Origin of the sequence: Parabacteroides sp. AD58, from assembly GCF_023744375.2 — a bacterium.
GTDB classification, from domain to species: Bacteria; Bacteroidota; Bacteroidia; order Bacteroidales; family Tannerellaceae; genus Parabacteroides; species Parabacteroides absconsus.
Window position 1 is genome coordinate 2,927,883 of record NZ_CP146284.1, and the last position, 18,881, is coordinate 2,946,763.

Sequence of the window (18,881 nt, forward strand, 5' to 3'; positions counted from 1 at the left end):
TCCCTGTATCCCCCGGAAGAAGCCTTGGGAATCGGATTGGATTCTCGTGAGAATCCTTTTCAATTCTCACCGGAATTCCGGGCAAAATATAAAAGCCGATAACTTGGATTACCCGATGCTAAACGACCTTATCTGCGTGAGTGACAGGGGGGTGGGTGTATCTTTGTAGTGTTATCAGATAACACATGTTTCACTAAAAAATTTTATTAATATGGCATTGATTTACACCCTCGTAAAGAGACGAGACATGAGCAAGGGCGCTTTGGAAGGAGCCCAGTTGTATTACGCGCAGACCAGCGTTACGAAGCGCCTGGACTTGAACACGATCTGTTCGCGCATCGAGAAGTACTGTACCGCCAGCCGGGGTGAGATTATCCTCGTACTCGACGGTCTGATCAAGGTGATGAACGAGGCCCTGGCAGAAGGCGAATCGGTTCACCTGGGCGAGTTCGGCAGTTTCCGCATGGTAGCCGGCAGCAAGGGGGCCTCCACGCCCGAGGAGTTCGAGGTCTCGCTGATCAAGAAACCCCGCATCGTCTTCTACCCCGGCACGATGTTGATAGGCACCACCCAGAACGCCAAGTTCGAGCGTTATGTGCCGAAGAAGGACGCGGAAAGCGCTTAATTCAATTGAAAATTGACAACTTCATCAATTGAAAACTTCATCAATTGAAAATTGAGAATTGAAAATTAATAATGGGGGGGTGACTGTAGAGGCGTAGCGTGCTGCGCCTCAAAACGGCATTTCACGATTGAATGGCGATCAATATAATAACGGATAATATTATTATGTTTTTCGCCATTTTTTCCTGTGGCATTGGGATGAGGCGCAGCAGCGCTACTTCTTAAATGGAAAATTGAGAATTGAAAATTGAGAATTAATAATGGGAGTGACGGTAGAGGCGTAGCGTTGCTGCGCCTCAAAACGGCATTTCACGATTGAATGACAACCAATCATATAACGGATAATATTATTATGTTTTTCGCCATTTTTCCCTGTGGCGTTTGGTTGGAGGCGCAGCAGCGCTACGCCTCTACAGTCATTTCTCAAACTCAACGGAGAATTAAAATTTCCGTGAAATCTGTGAAATCCGTGCCTAATTAATTTTCAACGCGAGGCATTTCACGATTGAATGGCAATCAACGACATAACGGATATATTTGTTGCGGTTTACGCCATTATATCCTGTGGCATTGGGATGAGGCGCAGCAGCGCTACGCCTCTACAGTCATTTTCCAAACTCAACGGAGAATTATAATTTCCGTGAAATCCGAGAAATCCGTGCCGAATGAATTGTCAATTCTCAATTTTCCATTTTCAATTGGTGAAGGTGAAGGGCCTTCAGCCTGAATAATTGCCCATTGCTTTGGCCTAACGGAGGAGGCGTGAAGCGGTCGACCGAGCGGAGCGTTAAAAAATCTCGGCTGTTTGAGCCGAAGGCGAGTTTTCCGAGATTTTAGCGCAGCGACCGAGACCGTAGCCTCCGCAGTGTGAGCCTTGACCTTTTGGTACTTTTGGGTCAAGCCAAAAGTACAAATACGATCTTGATCTTTTGGTTCTTTTGCATCAAGGCAAAAGAACAGATAATTTAAAACAAAAAAAATTATGTACTACACCGACTTTATCAGACAATACAAGCCCCTGGCCGATAAGGCGGGGGCACACTACCGATTGAACCCGGTGATTATCCTCGCCCAGGCGGCTATTGAGACCGGGTGGGGAGAAAGCACCCTGGCTACCGAGTATCATAACTTCTTCGGGCTGACCGCCTATGGGCTGCGGAATGCCTTCTGGAACGGGACGTCGATTGAATTGGGGAAATACTCCCTGAAGTTCCGGGTTTACAGCTGCCCCGACGATTCGTTCCTCGACTATGCCCGCCTGATCCGGGAAGTCTATCCCAACGCTGCTGAAGCCAGTTATGATCCGGTGGCCTTTGCCCTGGCCATCTCCTACAGCCGTTACATCAGTGAAGTCAACGGCGACAACCGCGAAGAATACCGCAACCTGATTGTGGTGATCAGCGACAAGATAGGCCGCTTCCTGAAAAAAGGACCCGAGCTGTTTCGGGAACCCAACATGTCTAATTCACTTAAATCCTAAAAAATGAAGTACGTTGAAATCATCCTTAAAATTGTGCGTGTCATCCTTCGGACTCTCTTCCCGAAGCAGAAAAACGAACCCGAACAAGAAGACGTGGCTGCTGCTCAGTCTGTATCTGATCGTCCTCCTGGCTTTGTGGAAGAACGAGATTCAACTGGCCATGGCAGCCCTGGGCGGGATCCTCTCGTTGCTGCAACAGCCCCCGCCCGGCGGGGGAGGGCCGTCGGAACGCCCTGGATGGGTATAGCCGGTTTCTCCCTGATCCTTGCCGGAGGGGCGGGTTACCTGTACGAGTTCTTCTTTTAGCCGGAGGTTTCCGCCGCCGTGAGGTTTCGAATTTGGGGCGGGTATGATGGATTTGACCTAATTTATTCCTACCTTTGCCCCAAGAACATTAAACCTTTATGGCATTGAACGAGAAAGATTTTGAAATCATGGCACCGGTGGGTTCGTATGAATCCCTGATGGCGGCCATACAGGGGGGAGCGGATTCGATTTATTTCGGTATTGAAGGATTGAACATGCGCTCCCGCTCTTCGAATAATTTTACAATAGACGACTTACGGAAGATCGTGGCTATCTGTCAGGAACACGGCCTGAAGAGCTACCTGACAGTCAATACGGTGATTTACGGGGAAGACCTGCCCCTGATGCGCGAGATCATCGACGCAGCCAAGGAAGCCGGGGTATCGGCGATCATCGCCGCCGATGTGGCAGCCATGGATTATGCCAACCGGATCGGGCAGGAAGTCCACCTGTCTACCCAGCTGAATATCTCGAACGCGGAGGCACTGAAGTTTTATGCCCGCTTCGCGGATGTGGTGGTATTGGCCCGTGAGTTGAACCTCGACCAGGTGTATGAGATTTATCAGGAGATACAGAAACAGCAGATCAGGGGGCCGAAAGGCGAGCTGATCCGGATTGAGATGTTTGCCCACGGGGCTTTGTGCATGGCGGTGTCGGGCAAGTGTTACCTGAGCCTGCATGAGATGAACGCTTCCGCCAACCGGGGCGCCTGCATGCAGATCTGTCGCCGGGCCTATACGGTACGAGACAAGGACAGCGATATCGAGCTGGATGTCGAGAACCAGTATATCATGTCGCCGAAAGACCTGAAGACCATCCATTTCATGAATAAGATGATGGATGCCGGCGTGCGTGTTTTCAAGATTGAGGGCCGGGCCCGCGGACCGGAGTATGTGCGTATCGTGACGGAGTGTTACAAGGAAGCCGTGAAGGCCTACTGCGAGGGCACGTTTACGGAAGAGAAGGTGGCCCGCTGGGACGAACGGCTGAAGATGGTCTTCAACCGGGGCTTCTGGAACGGGTATTACCTGGGGCAGCGCCTGGGTGAGTGGAGCAGCAAATACGGCTCGGGAGCTACGCGCAAGAAGGTGTATGTAGCCCGGGGCATCAAATACTTCGACAAGATCGGCGTGGCCGAGTTCGAAATGGAATGCGGCACCCTGAAGGTAGGCGACGAGATTCTGATTACGGGACCGACAACCGGTGCCGTGATGCAGAAGGTAGAAGAAATACGGGTGGATCTGAAACCCGTGCCGCAGACCGTCAAAGGAGAACGCTTCTCGATCAAGGTAGAAGAAAAGATACGTCCGTCTGACCGGCTGTATGTCATGGAAGTGGTTCAGCCCAAAAAAGAATTCAACGCATGAAAATGTACGTCTATCAGCACGAAGACAAGGTGCGCGATTATGAATGCGACCTGCAGGGCGTGGTGAATAACGCGAACTACCTGCATTACATGGAGCATACCCGCCATGAGTTCCTGCTCTCATTGGGCGAGAACTTCAGCGACCTGCACGACCGGGGGATGGATCTCTTCGTGGCCCGGATCGAGATACAGCTCAAACACTCCCTGCGGAGTGGCGACCGTTACCTCTCCTGCCTGAATGCGAGGAAGGACGGGGTGAAGCTGGTGATGAGCCAGGATATTTACAAGCTGCCCGAGATGGAAATTGTTTCACGTGGCACAGTCGACTGTGTCCTCGTCGAGAACGGGCGGCTCTCGCGCGGCGAGTACTTCGACGAGTTACTCAGCCGCATCGGTAACCGAACAGGAAAAGAACATGAATGATACGATTTTGTATACCATTGCCTTGACTATGGTGAATGGAGTGGGAGGAGTCCTCTCCCGTCAGTTATTGCAAGCCCTGGGCGATGCCCGGGCCGTTTTTCAGGAAAAGAAACAGCTGCTCGAACGGATTCCCGGCATCGGGTCCGTCCTGGCAGCCGAAATCACCAATCCGGAGGTGTTGCGGCGGGCCGAACAGGAGGTCCGCTTTATCGACGACGCCGGGATTACCGTCCTGGTATGCGGGGATGAGGCTTATCCGTTCCGCCTCCGGGAATGTCCGGATGCCCCCCTGGTACTATATTATAAAGGTAAGGGAAACCTGAATGCCCGTCATGCCGTCAGTGTGGTGGGTACCCGCCATGCGACCCGTTACGGTCAGGAGATGACAGCGGCGCTGTTGGACGACCTGGCGGCACTCTATCCCGACACACTGATCGTCAGCGGACTGGCTTATGGTATTGATATTGCCGCCCACCGGCAGGCGTTAGCCGGCGGACTTCCTACGGTAGGGGTTTTGGCTCATGGCCTGGACCGTATCTATCCGCCGGCTCACCGCCAGACGGCAATCGCGATGCTGGAGCAGGGAGGACTGCTGACCGACTTCCCCAGCGGAACGAATCCCGACCGCCCGAATTTCCTCAAACGCAACCGGATCATTGCCGGACTGACCGAAGCCACCCTGGTGATCGAGTCGGCCGAAAAAGGCGGCTCCCTCGTGACCGCCGGTCTGGCCCTCTCGTACGGCCGTGACGTGTTTGCCTGTCCGGGGCGTATCGGCGACCTCTATTCGGCAGGCTGCAACCAGCTGATCCGCCGGCAGAGTGCCGCTCTCATTACCTCGGCCCGGGATCTTGTCGACGCGTTGGGCTGGCAGCAGCAAGACGCTTTCCCCGCAGCGCGGCAGACCGAACTCCTCTTTGCCGAAACCGATTCGCCCGAGATACAGCGGGTGCTCGAAGCCCTGCAGGGCGGAGGCGAGCTCCATATCGACCAGCTCTCGCTGCAGACGGGGTTCACCATCCAGCAGCTCACCGCCCTCCTTTTCGAACTCGAGATGGACGGCCGTATCGCTTCCCTTCCCGGCAACCGGTATCACCTGCGGTAGGTCATCAGTGGGCTCCGGCAGCGGTGTTAGGAAAGCATTTTGCCAACTGAGGTTGACAAAATAACGCCGCCGGCAGGTCTGGAAAATGAAAAGAGCATTTATTGCTGAAAAATTTCCTTAATCTGCTATCTCCTATAAAAAAAAATAGTACTTTTGTACGCGTTAAACAAAAAGACGCTCCCGCTTGTTCATTTAATAGTGTAGCAGGTTGGAAAAGAAAAAGTTTCAGGACTGGCTAAGAAGAAAATAAATAAACAATAAATAAAGTCAATCACTTAAATTATTAACAAGATGGCAAATTTAGATTTAAGCAAGTACGGTATTACCGATGTGAAGGAAATTTTGCATAATCCTTCTTATGAAGTACTGTTCGCCGAAGAAACTAAAGATGGTTTGGAAGGTTACGAAAAAGGACAGGTAACTGAATTAGGTGCTGTAAACGTGATGACTGGTATCTACACCGGCCGTTCTCCTAAAGATAAATTCTTCGTTAAGAATGAAGCCAGCGAAAACACTGTATGGTGGACTTCTGACGAATACAAGAACGATAACAAACCATGTTCTGAAGCTGCATGGGCTGATTTGAAGGCTAAAGCTGTTAAAGAATTGTCAGGCAAGCGTCTGTTCGTAATGGATACATTCTGTGGTGCTAACCCGGCTACTCGTCTGAAAGTACGTTTCATCATGGAAGTTGCATGGCAGGCTCACTTCGTTAAGAACATGTTCATCCGTCCGACAGAAGAAGAACTGGCTAACTACGGAGAACCTGATTTCGTATCATTCAACGCTGCTAAGGCAAAAGTTGACAACTACAAGGAATTAGGTCTGAACTCTGAAACAGCTACTGTATTTAACTTGAAGACAAACGAACAGGTTATCCTGAACACTTGGTACGGTGGTGAAATGAAGAAGGGTATCTTCTCAATCATGAACTACCTGAACCCGTTGCGTGGTATCGCTTCAATGCACTGTTCAGCTAACACCAACATGGAAGGTACTGACACAGCTATCTTCTTCGGTCTGTCTGGTACAGGTAAGACTACTTTGTCAACTGACCCGAAACGTAAGTTGATCGGTGATGACGAACACGGATGGGACGACGAAGGCGTATTCAACTACGAAGGTGGTTGCTATGCTAAGGTTATCAACTTGGATAAGGAATCTGAACCGGATATCTACAACGCTATCAAACGTGACGCTTTGCTGGAAAACGTAACAGTTGATGCGAACGGTAAGATCGACTTCGCTGATAAGAGCGTAACTGAAAATACGCGTGTATCTTATCCTATCTATCACATCAACAACATCGTTAAGCCGGTTTCTAAAGGTCCTCACGCTCATCAGGTAATCTTCCTGTCAGCTGATGCCTTCGGTGTATTGCCTCCAGTATCTATCCTGAACGCAGAACAGGCTAAGTACTACTTCTTGTCAGGATTTACTGCTAAGTTGGCTGGTACAGAACGTGGTATCACTGAACCGACTCCTACATTCTCAGCTTGCTTCGGTGCTGCTTTCTTGAGCTTGCATCCTACAAAATATGCTGAAGAATTGGTTAAGAAGATGGAAAAGGTGGGTGCTAAGGCTTACTTGGTTAACACTGGTTGGAACGGTACTGGCAAGCGTATCTCTATCCGCGATACTCGTGGTATCATCGACGCTATCCTGGACGGTTCTATCGACAAGGCTCCGACTAAGACTATCCCGTACTTCAATTTCGTAGTTCCGACAGAATTGCCGGGTGTTGATCCGAAGATCCTGGATCCGCGCGATACTTACGACTGCGCTTGCAAGTGGGAAGAAAAAGCAAAAGACCTGGCTGCTCGCTTCATCAAGAACTTCGCTAAGTTCACTGGTAACGAAGCTGGTAAGGCTCTGGTTGCTGCTGGTCCGCAATTGTAATTTCTATTACATATCCGACTATAAAGAGAAAGAGGGTGCTGATAGCATCCTCTTTTTTTATGCATTTTTCCATTATTTTTCAAAATTATTCCTATTTATAAACGTACTTTAAAAAACATTTTCTATCTTTACGCAAAATTGGCGGAAAAGAGAGATGCTTATGCAGAAATACATATTATTTATATGGATCATGTTGTTGGGACTGGCTGGATGCAGCAAGGATCAGAGTTACCAGATTGAGGGAAAACTCACTCATTTGCAGGACCCAACAGTGTATGTCGTGTTTGAAAGTGAGAACGGGAAAGTGATTGATACCGTTGTGTGTGAAACGGAAGGCAAATTCAAGGTGCAGCAGAAAACAGGCGACTTCAATACGGCAACCCTGTTTTTTGAGAACCGTTCGCGGGTAGTGAATGTATTTTTGGAAAAAGGGAAAAAAGTCAGTATCGAAGGGGATATCACCTATCCGAAACTGCTCGAAATAGAAGGTGGAAGCAGCATTAACAAGCAGCTGACAGCCCTGAGAAGGGGATCGGCCAACCTGTGGAAGGAACAGGAGAAGCTGCTCACCCAGATTGACCGGAAGGCCAAACACCCGATTGAGGAGGCCGACCTCATTGCCAAGCTGACCAACATTAACCACCAGCTGGAAGAGGAGGCGGTGGCCTACATCAAGAAGAATACCGACAAGGCCGTGTCGCTGGCCCTGATCCAGTATTTCTTCACGAATCCGGACGACAGCCGGGAGACCGACGAACTGCTGGCCCTGATTACACCCGAGCTGCGCGATCATTTCCTGTACCGGGAACTGGAGGAATACAGCGCCCGGACCAAACGGACCAACATCGGGGCGGAAGCACCCGACTTCCACGTGAAGAACGTGTACGGCCAGGAATTCAAGCTGGACACCGTAAAAAACAAATATACCTTGCTGGCATTTGTCCCTTCGTGGGAGGGCAAAACGAAGCTGACCGATCCGTATATGGTACAGATCGCCAAGAAGCATCCGGCCAAGGAACTGAATATGCTGGTCATCACCATCGACAACAATTGCAACCAGATACGCGATTACCTCAAGACCGACAGCATCTCGTGGAACCTCGTGGCCGATTCGGCCGGGCAGGTGACGGCGCTGATGGACCTGTACAACGTGAGTGAACTGCCGCTCTGCTACCTGATCGACAAGGACCGGAAGATTCTGCTGAAGTCTGAAAACAACCTTGAGGTAAAAGACGTGCTCGACGAATTGTTGGAAGAGTAAGCAAACCGGTTCCGCCCGGGGCGGAACCCTCAGTATTCATCTTAAAAAACTTTAACTATGCTGGTCAAGACGTATGCGGCCGCCGTACAAGGCATCTCGGCTACTATCATCACCATTGAAGTCAATACAAGTAAAGGCATCCAGTTCTTTTTGGTAGGGCTTCCCGACGTGGCTGTGCGGGAAAGTCATGAACGGATTGTCTCGGCCCTGCAGGAAAACGGATATAAGTTCCCGCGGAGCCGGATCGTCATCAACATGGCGCCTGCCGATATCCGCAAGGAGGGCTCTTCCTATGATCTGCCCCTGGCCATCGGTATCCTGGCGGGAGCGGAAATGATCAGCTCCGAAAAGCTTTCACAATACCTGCTGATGGGAGAGCTCTCCTTAGACGGGACGCTCAAGCCCATTAAAGGCGTTTTGCCAATCGCTATCAAGGCCCGGGAAGCAGGATTCAAAGGATTTATTTTACCGCAGCAGAACGCCCGGGAGGCGGCTGTCGTGAATCAGCTGGATGTCTATGGGGTCACCAACATCCGGGAGGTGATCGGGTTCATGGACGGGAAGGAGGAACTGGAACCTACCCGGGTGGATACGCGGAAGGAGTTTTATGCCCGGCAGCTGCAGTTCGACGATGACTTTTCGGAAGTCCGCGGACAGGAAAATGTGAAACGGGCCCTCGAGGTAGCGGCGGCGGGCGGGCACAACCTGCTGATGATCGGTCCGCCGGGCAGCGGCAAGTCGATGATGGCCAAACGCCTGCCTTCCATCCTGCCTCCCTTTACCCTGCATGAGTCTTTGGAAACCACCAAAATCCATTCGGTAGCCGGGAAGATCGGGAACGAGACCTCCCTGATGACCCAGCGTCCGTTCCGTTCTCCGCATCATACCATTTCCGACGTGGCCATGGTGGGCGGAGGCTCGTATCCGCAGCCCGGTGAGATCAGTCTGGCGCATAACGGAATCCTCTTCCTCGACGAACTGCCCGAATTCAGCCGGAGTGTCCTCGAAGTGATGCGCCAGCCGCTGGAAGACCGGATGATCAGTATTTCGCGGGCCCGCTTTACCGTGGAATATCCGGCGGGATTCATGCTGGTGGCCTCCATGAATCCGTGTCCGTGCGGGTATTACAACCATCCGACCCGGGCCTGTGTCTGCTCTCCCGGGGCTGTCCAGAAATACATGAACCGGATATCGGGTCCGCTGCTCGACCGGATAGACATCCAGATCGAGATTGTCCCGGTTCCCTTCGAGAAGATATCCGAACAGCGTCCGGCCGAGCCCAGTGCCGCCATCCGTGAGCGTGTCATGGCTGCCCGCCGGGTACAGGAAAAACGCTTTCAGGATTACCCCGGTGTGTATTGCAATGCCCAGATGAACAGTCGCCTGCTGCATACCTATGCCGTGCCCGACGCCGAGGGGCTGAAGCTGCTCAGGCATGCCATGACGAAACTGAATCTGTCTGCCCGGGCCTACGACCGGATCCTGAAGGTATCGCGGACGATCGCTGACCTGGAAGGAGAGGAGGCGGTCCGGCCCCACCACCTGGCTGAAGCCATTCATTACCGGAACCTCGACCGGGAGGGGTGGGGTGGCTGATGCCTGGTTACCGGGCGAGGCGCCGGTTGTTTTCGAACAGTATTTTCAGGCCCGCTAGCTGGGCTGTCGTGACCTTGAGGTGCTGGAGAGAACGCTCGTAGATGTCGCGGCGGTGGCAGTCGGAGCCGATAAAGGTGTAATAGCTTTTTGACAGGAGGTCTTCGGCCCGTCTCTGCGGACTCGGACCGTAGGTTCCGGCCAGCGACATGAGGTTGAGCTGCAGGGCGATCTCGTGCTCGAAGAGCCAGTCATAATCGTCCGGACTCATGTACCGGTAGCGCTCGGGATGGGCCAGGACAGGGCGGTAGCCCTCGGCCTGGAGGTCAAAGAGGATTTCCCGGAAGCCCAGGGGGGGCATCAGATAGGAGGTCTCCACCAGAACATGGGTCCCGTCGAAGGTCAGCAGTCCCTCTTTTTTGCGGGCGGCAAAGGCCGGGTCGAGCATGTATTCGGCTGCCAGTCTCACTTCGATGGAGGTAGACAGCGTTGCCCGGAAACGGTCGAACCGTTCACGCAGGAAGTCGGCGCGGTTGGCTGTCAGTTCTTCCATGACATGCGGGGTAAAAAAGAGGCGCTGCACGCCTACTGATTCCATCAGTCTCAATGCCTGCAACGCCTCTTCTTCGTTTTCTGCTCCGTCGTCGACGGCCGGAAGCAAATGACAGTGGATGTCTGTCATCCCTTCCAGCAGCCGGCTCGTCAAGATCTTTTTCTTTCCAAATAATCCGAACATGGTTTATTTTTTCTTCTTCTTTTCGTTTCCGTATCCGTAACCATAGCCATAGCCGTAGCCATAACCGTATCCGTAACCATAGCCGCCGTGATGGCCTTTCACGTAGTTCAGCACCAGCGAGAATTTCGGGAAACGGCGGGCAATCATCTCCAGCGCGGGGATCTGACGGCGGTCGAGTACACCGGCACGGATCACACAGATGGTCAGGTCGGCCAGACGGGCCACAATCTGCGCGTCGGCAACCAGGCCGGCGGGCACATTATCCAGCAGGATATAATCGTAGCGCGAACGCAATTCCGTAATCAGGGCGTCCAGGCGTTTGCTCTGCAGCAGTTCGGCCGGGTTGGGAGGAACCGGACCGGCATGGATGACATCCAGACCGGGAACGAGTTCGTCGCTGCAAATCAGTTCCGCAACGTCTGTCACTTTTCCGGACAGGAAGTTCGTGATACCTTCTCCGTGGTATCCGGCCTGTTTACCTAAGGTTCCTTTACGGATATCCAGGTCGAGGAGGACCACTTTCTGGTGGGTCAGTACCAGGCTGGCTGCCAGGTTAGACGAGATGAAGGTCTTGCCGGCTCCTGCGTTCATCGAGGTAAACAGCAGTACCTGCATGTGTTCGTCACCCCCACGCATGAAGTCCATGTTGGCACGCAGGATACGGAAGGCTTCCGAAACGGCATCGCGGCTTCCTTCTTTCACCACCAGTTTTTCCTGGTTCTTTTCCAGGGCGGGGATTTCGCCCAACAGCGGAAGGGCTGTCCGGTCTTGTACGTCTTTCATCGAACGGACGCGGGTATCGTTAGCCCAGCGCAACCACAGGATACCGGCCGGAATGGCCAGTCCCAGGATAAAGCCTGCCAGCAGTATCATGGCCGACTTCGGGGCGATTGGGGCAGAACTTCCCGTCGCTTCGTCGAGCACACGCATGTTGCTCTCCGTCATCGCCTGTGTCAGGGCATTCTCTTCCCGTTTGTTCAACAGGAAGAGGTAGAGGGCCTCCTTGATCTTCTGCTGACGTTCTACGGAAAGCACATATTTCTGCTGGGTCGGTACGGCCGAGATACGCTTGGTGATCTGTTCTTCCTGCATCCGCAGGTTGTCGCTCTTGATATCGAGGCTGACAATCAGGTTGTCGATGGCCCGGATGATCGTCTGCTTCATGGCCCCCAAATTGTTGTTCAGGTCCATGACAACCGGGTTGCGGTTACTGCTGTTGCTGATTAACCGGTCACGTTTCAGCAGGGTTTCGTTGTACACGGCGATCTGCTGTTCGATATTCGCGTCGGAGATACCGGTGTTGGCCGGGATCAGGTCTGAGGCTTTCTTCGGGTCCGACAGGTATTCACGGATGTATTTGGCCATCGTCAGCTGGTTCTCGACCATCACCCCTTCCTGTTGGAAGCGGCTGGTAGACTCCAGGTACATGCCGGATTCGGAGGTGATATCCGTCAGACGGTTTTCCTGTTTGAACTTTTCGATATCGGCATCTACGCTGCCTAATTCCTTTTCAATGATCACCAGTCGTTCGGCAATGAACTCCGAGGTGTTGACGGTGATCTGGTTCTTGTCGTCGATGGCGGCTTCGTTATATACGGCGATCAGGGTATTCAGCACATCTTCGGCCCGCGCGATGGAGACATCCTGCAGGGTCAGGTTGATGATGGTCGACGTCTTGGAAGCCAGGCTGGTCTGCAGGTTGTTCTGATAGCTTTTCGCCACGGCTTCGAGGTTCGATTTACGGACCTGGATGGGGGTGTTGTAATATTGATCGGTATAGTAGAAACTCGGGTTGACAACCACCTTGCCGACAGGAGTCGCTATCGTATCTTTTAATGTCGCTTTTACCTGCTCAGCAATTTTCTGTTCTTTCCCCTGTTCGTTGGTCACCACGAAATCAGAGAGCAGTACTTCGTTTTCGTTGAGCGGTGTTGCCTGCAGAGCGAATGTCTGGCTGTTTTCGGCTTCGGGGAACGACAGCAGCACAGGCGACTGGCGGTATAATTCGATTTTGCGGAGTCGTGGCTGGATGGTATAGCTGACATCCAGGTGCAGGCGTTCTGCCACTTTCTCCATCAGACGGTAGGTCTTGAATACCAGCACTTCGTTGTCGACATTGTTCTTGAATCCCAATGAGGTCAGGTCGGTCGAGAAACCGAAGTCGTTGGCCATACTGCCATTCTTGTTGTCTTCTTTAATCATGACCGAAGCGGTACGGGTGTACACCCGGGGCGCTTGCAGCAGGTAGAGATAAGCCAATCCCATGCAGGCGACCAGCGATAGTACAAACCATTTCCAGTTGGTCAGGCAGATGTGCAGCAGATCCATCAGGTTCAGTTCGTTGCCGCTTTCTTCCTTCCATTCCCGATCTCGCGGTTGTGGGTTGTTTGAGTAATCTGTTTGATTCATCGATGTGAGGTTTATCTGTTCGACAGTATTTTATTCTTACTTTAAGACGGTTACCAGCAGGGAGGCGACAGCAGCCAGTACGGATACGGCCGACAGCCAGACGCTGACTGAGTTGTTCTGGTTGATATCCCGTTGTCCGGCCTTGGCCTTGTTCGGTTCGACATAGACGATATCGTTCTGCTGCAGGTAATAGCACGGTGAGGTAAAGATATCCGACGAACGCAGGTCGTGGAACAGGATGGTCCGTTTGCCATTTTCCTCACGGATGACGGCTACACGGTCACGGCGTCCGTAGATGGTCAGGTCGCCTGCCATACTTAAGGCTTCCAGCAACGTAATACGGTCGCCCGTGATGGTAAACGAACCCGGACGGGCCACTTCACCCATGACGGATACCTTGTAATTCAGAAACTGAACCGTTACAACCGGGTCTTTAATGTAATCTCCACTGATTAATTTCTCTTTGATTAAATCCCGTAATTCCAGGCGGGAAAGACCGGCTACATGCAGTTTTCCCAAGATCGGAAAGTCAATATCACCATTTGTATCTACCAGGTAGCCCAATACACGCTGCTGACCGGAGCTCTCGCTACCGATCTGGTACGTGATCAACGGCATATTAAAAGGTAATGCCAGCTCGGGGTCCTTGCTGTTCACCATGATGGAAAGCAAGTCATCTTCATGAATAAATACTTCATATTTTCGTTCGATATCCTGTTGCTTCAAGGGAACTACATCTTGCAGATATACCACCTCTTTTGTTGAGTTACAGGCTGAGAACAGGATGACCCAGCTTAACAACATCCATTTCGTGAACTTTCCGATTCGCATATTTCTGATTTGTTTGTCTGATGATTCCGGTCCAGGCCCCGGAAAATGATATTCTATATGGCTTATAACCCGTTTACGGGAAAATTTGTTTATAATAGGATTCTATTTTAGGCAAATACGAAGACACGGACCGCGGGTAAATGGGTTACCCGAAGTACCGTGCCTCTTATGTGACAAGAAAATTCCAGTTTATCCGATGTTACCACCTGAGTGATCCGGAGTCAGCGATCCGTGTTCGTAGGTGATCTTCATGGAAACACCCTGATATACCTTGACCGGAACGCTGATGGAAACCGGCTGTCCCTTAAACATCACGGTGACTGACATAGAAGAAGTCGATACGTTGTTCTCGACAGCTACTGTTGCTTTGGTATCACCGCTGATGCTGATATCATTCAGTTTTACCTGCTGGCTGGATACAGAGGAACTGCTACCTTTGGCGTTGCGGACCATACGGCTCAGTTCGGTAGCCAGTTCAGATGCGTCAGACTCACTCACGCCTGACAGGGCTGAGCGGACAATAGAGGCCAGATCTCCGTCGATTTCCCAACCGTTCTTCGATTCAACAGTCAGCGGAACCTGAATAGCGCTTAATTTGCCCCGGTTGTCAAATTCCTGAGAAGCTCCGGCTTCGGTAGAAGCGGCTTTTGCGCTCCAGGTAGCTTCTACACCAAACGCGTGGTTGGAGAAGTGAGTCAGTTCACCGGTATATTCCCCTGTTTCCGGATCGACAGTCATGTCGCTTTCGGCCTTCCAGGTACCGTTGTCTTCTACATAATGCTTCATGTTGGCAAAATACAGGTCGGAGCTTGTGTTACGGGCTACCTTGATTTTAACCGGTTTCTCGAATTGCTGTCCGTCGGGCGTACAGTAGATGGCTGAAAGAGCACCCAAATTATCGATCTCGGCACGTGTCGTAAATTCGGTGATAGACACTTCTGTAGCCGTCGTTACGGATTGAGCCTCGAAGGAAAGAGTCGTATATTCGTCACGGCTTTCCAGGATGTCCAGTCCACCGTCGGGAGTCAAAGATACCGACGCGTTCTGCGGAGTCAGTTCAAAATCTAAAGAGGTAACATCAGCAGCGACTGCTGTGACTTGAGAAGAAGAAGACATATAGCCTTCTTTTGACGCTGTAACGGTTACAGTGCCGGCATTTCCGATAGCTAATGTATAGTTTCCTTCGCTGTCTGTCGTAGCTGTAACATCGCCCGAAGCGACTGTTACGTCAGCCAATGGTTTTCCCATTTCCATTACTCGACCTGAAACATAAGCTTCAATCTTGGTTTCCACTTGTTCCGGAGTCTGTGTTACTTCATCTTCATCTTTACAGGATGACAATGAAACGCTTGTGCTCAATAACAGGGCAAAAGCAAATGCACCCGTCAAATACTTGTTCATACGTTTTCTGTTTATAATTAATATTTCCTATATCTATTTTTACCAGCTCAATCTGGTCGTTTAATCCATTGCATTAATCTTTGCCTAAAACAGTTTTTATGACCCTTTACCCACCGTATAACACATAGATTGCCACAAAATTAGTGAATAGTTTGATTCGATCACTCTTTTTCTTGTAAAAAACATGAATTTACCTTCAAATAGATGATTCAGTGCTCATGGAGGCACCGTATTTTCCCGTTTTTCCCCGGTTTACTGACGGAGTAATTGCTTCCGTACAAAATCCGGGTTATAGAAGCGGTTGCTCCGGCTCACCACCGGATCGGTCTGGTACCGGCGTCCTAGCCGTCTTTCTGCATATTCATTACCGCTCTGGGCTTCATATGTCAGTCCCCAGTATTCCGGCAGGCGTACCCGTACGGCTTTTCGCCGCATCCGTTTTTTCCGGGGCAGGGGAACCGAGAAACTGAAACCGCCGTTGGCTTCGCCTCCCGAGACCATCGCAAAGAGGCCGACCGTTGTCTCCCCGAAATGGCGGACACAGTCCAGACGGGCTCCATAATCGCCATAGATATACCGCTCGGCGGTGAGCTCCAGCTCCAGCTGGTAATGGGGTTCGAAATAACGCCCCCATACGGCCCCGCTGAGACGTTCCCACCGGCTGACCTGCCAGTGTCCGTCTTGTACCACCGAAGCGCCCGTCAGTCCGCCACGGGCTCCCAACAGCCAGCGGTCATCGGCTGTCCGCCAGGTCAGCTGCAGGTCGGCTCCGATCCGCTGCTGGGTGAAATTACCGACGGTAAGAGAAGCCATCCACCGCTTGGGCAGACGGACTTCCTGACGGAGGGTCAGTATGCCGGCCCGGATATAATCCATCTCGCCAATCAGATTATTCCAGATCGGGAAAATCACCTGTCCGGTGAAGCTGGCTCCTTTCCACAGCTGCATCTCGATGGCGGGGGCGATATTGACCGAGGCCCCGTAGATCTTGTCCATCCAGGAATTCCGGAGCTGCAACTGCGGATAGATTACGAAGTCGACTTTCCCGGCACTCCGGTGTTCTGTTTTGGCATCCGAAAAATGACGCATGGCTTCGTCGGTATCATACGTCAGCTCCAGGCTGTTGACGAACTCCGTCCATGTGACGCGTTCTTCCCGGTAATCGGTCCAGCTCCCGGCCGGTACTGTGATGAGCAGTTGGGGCCATCCGTTCTCCAATATGACCAGGTGCGTTTCCTGTGTCAGTTCCTCCTGGGCGGCCAGCTGCCGCAATACTTCGGCCAGGCCCCGTACCGGTCCCCGGTACACGGGGTCTTCCCAGCAGAGATACACCCCTTCCGGACCGGCGGCTTCACGGATATTCTCCATGCCCAACTGCCTCAGCAGGGGAACATACGAGGCAGCGCCCGCCAGCCAGGGAAACAGGAACAGAAGGGCTGTCAGGAGCATCTGTCTCATTCGCTTATCATCGTTTCGTTTGTTCTTCATCATAGCGTCAATATAGTTTAACTTCATACCGGAGTCCGCCGCAGACGGCCTGCCAGTCATAACAGAAGACATGGAGAGAAAGATGTTTCCACAGTCGGATGGCTGTTCCCAGGTTGACGGCATCCGAATCGTACTCGACCATCAGCGACCAGTCCGGATAAAAGGCCGGACGATATTCCAGCCCGCCTAGAACCCCTTTTTTCTGGCTGCCGCTCCGAAACGGAATATGGCCGCCTACCGTAAGGCCTACCTGATGACCGCCCCAGCAGAAATGCTTGGTCCCCACCGCAAAGACCGATGAGAAGTAACGGTTTCCGCCCGAGTCTTCAAACATATTCAGCTGATTGGTTGTAAAAGCATCGTTCGAGCCTACCACAATGGCCGGCCACCATTTCCCTTCTTTCAACGGGCGGAGGCGGAGAGAGACCGAGCGGTCCTGGTTCCATTTGTGGTTATGGTCTTCTCCTGTTTTCAGCAAGGTACACCGGTAAGCGACTTCCAGAAAAGGAAGGAAGGTCATGTTTACGAAATAATTACCGGAATGATAGCCCCAGGAGTCAGGCAAGATGGCCGCAGGCATGAAGTTGCCTCCGGCCATAAACGTACCGTCCGGCTGCATATCGGCAGTCGGGATGTTCATCAGTCCGGTTGTTCCCATGCTGTATTGGGCCTGCAGGGGCGTCCAGCGCGCAGAAAGACTGCAGAAAAGGAACAGGAGCAGGAAGAGGTACGTTGTTTTTCTCCGGCCCTGTCCAGCAGCCTGACCGGAGATTTCATATTTCTTTTTCATACACCGCAAAGATAGCGATTATTTGTTTGCATTATTCTACAACAAATCCGATTTTCCGCAGGAGGTCTTTCTCGGCAGGTGTAGCCTGTATAACCCGGTAAGCCAGCGGTTCGCGCGGATGGTCATAATGATTGCGTAACCATTCGAATGACGACGGGTCTTCACGCAGCCGCCTGTCGACAACCAGCGGGTCGAAGGTCTGCAGGAAGGCATTTTCTATGCGGTGGTCGGCAAACGAATCCAGGTTGATGACCGGATGAGCCGGAGCCGGTGGTACGACCTCGCCCAGGCGGTCGAAATGAATCCCGAAGAAACGCTGGATTTCTTCGAGGCACATACGGGTAGCCGTCGCTTTTCCATCGGCCGAGAATCCCGCAATATGAGGCGTAGCGATGGATACCCGGTCCAGCAGTTCCCGGCTGATCTGCGGTTCGTTTTCCCAGCAATCGAGTATTATCTCAGCTACAATACCTTTCTCGTGGGCTTCCAGTAATGCCCGGGTATCATGAACGGCACCCCGGCAGCTGTTGATGAACCAGCAGCCCCGACGGACCTGGTTGAAGAAGGATTGGTCGGCCAGATGCCAGGTAGGATAGGAGCCTTCGCGTGTAAACGGGACATGGCAGGTGATGATATCGGCCCGGGCGGCCAGTTCCTCGAGGGAGACAAAGGCTTCCGGACCTTCGGCATCGGCTCTGGGCGGGTCATTCCGCAGGATGGTCATACCGAAGAGGGAGGCCAGTTTCTCTACTTCTTTCCCCACATGTCCGACTCCGATGATGCCCAATGTCTTTCCCTGCAAGGATTCTCCCCGGCGCAGGGCAATGCGCAACAGGGACGCCATGACATACTGGGCTACCGAAGGCGCGTTGCATCCCGGAGCGTTTTTCCAGGTGATGCCATGCGATTCACAATAATGGATGTCAATATGGTCGAAGCCGATGGTGGCAGTGGTAATCAGCCGGACACGGCTGCCTTTCAGCAGGTCGGACGTGCATTTGTCGATACTGCGGACAATCAGCGCGTCTGCGTCTTTTACAATTTCAGGAGTGAATCCTTTGGCCGGAATATATACGACGTCGGCTACGGGTTCTGCAATCCCTTTCAGGAAGGGAATGGTATCGTCTGCTACTATTTTCATTTTGAGTTTTTTTGAGTTTGTACGTTTG

16 protein-coding genes are annotated in these 18,881 nt (G+C 52.1%); 9 read left to right on the forward strand and 7 right to left on the reverse strand.

Annotated features, from left to right (window positions below; translation table 11 throughout):
* Positions 1–211 precede the first annotated feature (211 nt).
* From NEE14_RS12505 to NEE14_RS12545, 9 genes are all read left to right on the forward strand, one after another.
* A complete protein-coding gene (locus NEE14_RS12505) occupies positions 212–625 on the forward strand; it encodes an HU family DNA-binding protein (protein ID WP_251968466.1) in 414 nt (137 codons plus the stop codon).
* Positions 626–1,606: 981 nt separating this feature from the next.
* Positions 1,607–2,104, forward strand: coding sequence for a glucosaminidase domain-containing protein (locus NEE14_RS12510; protein WP_251967385.1), 498 nt, complete (start codon positions 1,607–1,609; stop codon positions 2,102–2,104).
* Positions 2,105–2,107: 3 nt separating this feature from the next.
* Positions 2,108–2,410 carry a hypothetical protein gene (locus tag NEE14_RS12515; protein WP_251967384.1) on the forward strand — a complete coding sequence of 101 codons (303 nt, stop codon included), beginning with the start codon at positions 2,108–2,110 and terminating at the stop codon, positions 2,408–2,410.
* Between the two features lie 104 nt (positions 2,411–2,514).
* Positions 2,515–3,777, forward strand: a complete 1,263-nt coding sequence (locus NEE14_RS12520) for a peptidase U32 family protein (RefSeq protein WP_251967440.1) — start codon at positions 2,515–2,517, stop codon at positions 3,775–3,777.
* Entirely contained in the window at positions 3,774–4,199 is a 426-nt protein-coding gene (locus NEE14_RS12525; protein ID WP_251967383.1) for an acyl-CoA thioesterase, read from the forward strand. Before NEE14_RS12520 ends, NEE14_RS12525 begins: the two co-directional genes overlap by 4 nt.
* Positions 4,192–5,304 (forward strand): DNA-processing protein DprA, encoded by a 1,113-nt coding sequence (gene dprA / locus NEE14_RS12530; RefSeq protein WP_251967382.1) that lies wholly within the window; start codon positions 4,192–4,194, stop codon positions 5,302–5,304. The genes NEE14_RS12525 and dprA overlap by 8 nt, the downstream gene beginning before the upstream one ends.
* 291 nt (positions 5,305–5,595) lie before the next feature.
* Positions 5,596–7,203: a phosphoenolpyruvate carboxykinase (ATP) gene (gene pckA, locus NEE14_RS12535; RefSeq protein ID WP_022456623.1), complete on the forward strand. Its 1,608-nt coding sequence runs from the start codon at positions 5,596–5,598 to the stop codon at positions 7,201–7,203.
* A 160-nt stretch (positions 7,204–7,363) separates the two neighbouring features.
* A complete protein-coding gene (locus NEE14_RS12540) occupies positions 7,364–8,464 on the forward strand; it encodes a TlpA disulfide reductase family protein (protein WP_251967381.1) in 1,101 nt (366 codons plus the stop codon).
* 57 nt (positions 8,465–8,521) lie between these two features.
* Entirely contained in the window at positions 8,522–10,060 is a 1,539-nt protein-coding gene (locus NEE14_RS12545) for a YifB family Mg chelatase-like AAA ATPase (RefSeq protein ID WP_251967380.1), read from the forward strand.
* A gap of 7 nt (positions 10,061–10,067) precedes the next feature.
* Here NEE14_RS12545 and NEE14_RS12550 read toward each other — a convergent pair whose 3' ends face one another.
* The 7 genes from NEE14_RS12550 to pdxB all read right to left on the reverse strand — a co-directional run bounded on the left by NEE14_RS12550 (position 10,068) and on the right by pdxB (position 18,853).
* Positions 10,068–10,793 carry a tyrosine-protein phosphatase gene (locus tag NEE14_RS12550; protein ID WP_251967379.1) on the reverse strand — a complete coding sequence of 242 codons (726 nt, stop codon included), beginning with the start codon at positions 10,791–10,793 and terminating at the stop codon, positions 10,068–10,070.
* Positions 10,794–10,796: 3 nt separating this feature from the next.
* On the reverse strand, positions 10,797–13,202 hold the full coding sequence (locus NEE14_RS12555) for a GumC family protein (RefSeq protein ID WP_251967378.1): 2,406 nt from the start codon (positions 13,200–13,202) through the stop codon (positions 10,797–10,799).
* Between the two features lie 36 nt (positions 13,203–13,238).
* Positions 13,239–14,033, reverse strand: a complete 795-nt coding sequence (locus tag NEE14_RS12560) for a polysaccharide biosynthesis/export family protein (RefSeq protein ID WP_251967377.1) — start codon at positions 14,031–14,033, stop codon at positions 13,239–13,241.
* A 189-nt stretch (positions 14,034–14,222) separates the two neighbouring features.
* A complete protein-coding gene (locus tag NEE14_RS12565; protein ID WP_251967376.1) occupies positions 14,223–15,434 on the reverse strand; it encodes a carboxypeptidase-like regulatory domain-containing protein in 1,212 nt (403 codons plus the stop codon).
* 252 nt (positions 15,435–15,686) lie between these two features.
* Positions 15,687–16,925 carry a YjbH domain-containing protein gene (locus tag NEE14_RS12570; protein ID WP_251967375.1) on the reverse strand — a complete coding sequence of 413 codons (1,239 nt, stop codon included), beginning with the start codon at positions 16,923–16,925 and terminating at the stop codon, positions 15,687–15,689.
* A gap of 4 nt (positions 16,926–16,929) precedes the next feature.
* Positions 16,930–17,580 (reverse strand): YjbH domain-containing protein, encoded by a 651-nt coding sequence (locus tag NEE14_RS12575; RefSeq protein ID WP_251967439.1) that lies wholly within the window; start codon positions 17,578–17,580, stop codon positions 16,930–16,932.
* 163 nt (positions 17,581–17,743) lie between these two features.
* A complete protein-coding gene (gene pdxB, locus NEE14_RS12580) occupies positions 17,744–18,853 on the reverse strand; it encodes a 4-phosphoerythronate dehydrogenase PdxB (RefSeq protein ID WP_251967374.1) in 1,110 nt (369 codons plus the stop codon).
* Positions 18,854–18,881 lie beyond the last annotated feature (28 nt).

Bases quoted from the DNA above. Each gene is read 5' to 3' on its own strand.
- NEE14_RS12505 (WP_251968466.1), top strand. From the start codon at position 212: ATGGCATTGATTTACACCCTCGTAAAGAGACGAGACATGAGCAAGGGC.
- NEE14_RS12510 (WP_251967385.1), top strand. From the start codon at position 1,607: ATGTACTACACCGACTTTATCAGACAATACAAGCCCCTGGCCGATAAG.
- NEE14_RS12515 (WP_251967384.1), top strand. From the start codon at position 2,108: ATGAAGTACGTTGAAATCATCCTTAAAATTGTGCGTGTCATCCTTCGG.
- NEE14_RS12525 (WP_251967383.1), top strand. From the start codon at position 3,774: ATGAAAATGTACGTCTATCAGCACGAAGACAAGGTGCGCGATTATGAA.
- dprA (WP_251967382.1), top strand. From the start codon at position 4,192: ATGAATGATACGATTTTGTATACCATTGCCTTGACTATGGTGAATGGA.
- pckA (WP_022456623.1), top strand. From the start codon at position 5,596: ATGGCAAATTTAGATTTAAGCAAGTACGGTATTACCGATGTGAAGGAA.
- NEE14_RS12540 (WP_251967381.1), top strand. From the start codon at position 7,364: ATGCAGAAATACATATTATTTATATGGATCATGTTGTTGGGACTGGCT.
- NEE14_RS12545 (WP_251967380.1), top strand. From the start codon at position 8,522: ATGCTGGTCAAGACGTATGCGGCCGCCGTACAAGGCATCTCGGCTACT.
- NEE14_RS12550 (WP_251967379.1), bottom strand. From the start codon at position 10,793: ATGTTCGGATTATTTGGAAAGAAAAAGATCTTGACGAGCCGGCTGCTG.
- NEE14_RS12555 (WP_251967378.1), bottom strand. From the start codon at position 13,202: ATGAATCAAACAGATTACTCAAACAACCCACAACCGCGAGATCGGGAA.
- NEE14_RS12560 (WP_251967377.1), bottom strand. From the start codon at position 14,033: ATGCGAATCGGAAAGTTCACGAAATGGATGTTGTTAAGCTGGGTCATC.
- NEE14_RS12565 (WP_251967376.1), bottom strand. From the start codon at position 15,434: ATGAACAAGTATTTGACGGGTGCATTTGCTTTTGCCCTGTTATTGAGC.
- NEE14_RS12570 (WP_251967375.1), bottom strand. From the start codon at position 16,925: ATGATGAAGAACAAACGAAACGATGATAAGCGAATGAGACAGATGCTC.
- NEE14_RS12575 (WP_251967439.1), bottom strand. From the start codon at position 17,580: ATGGGAACAACCGGACTGATGAACATCCCGACTGCCGATATGCAGCCG.
- pdxB (WP_251967374.1), bottom strand. From the start codon at position 18,853: ATGAAAATAGTAGCAGACGATACCATTCCCTTCCTGAAAGGGATTGCA.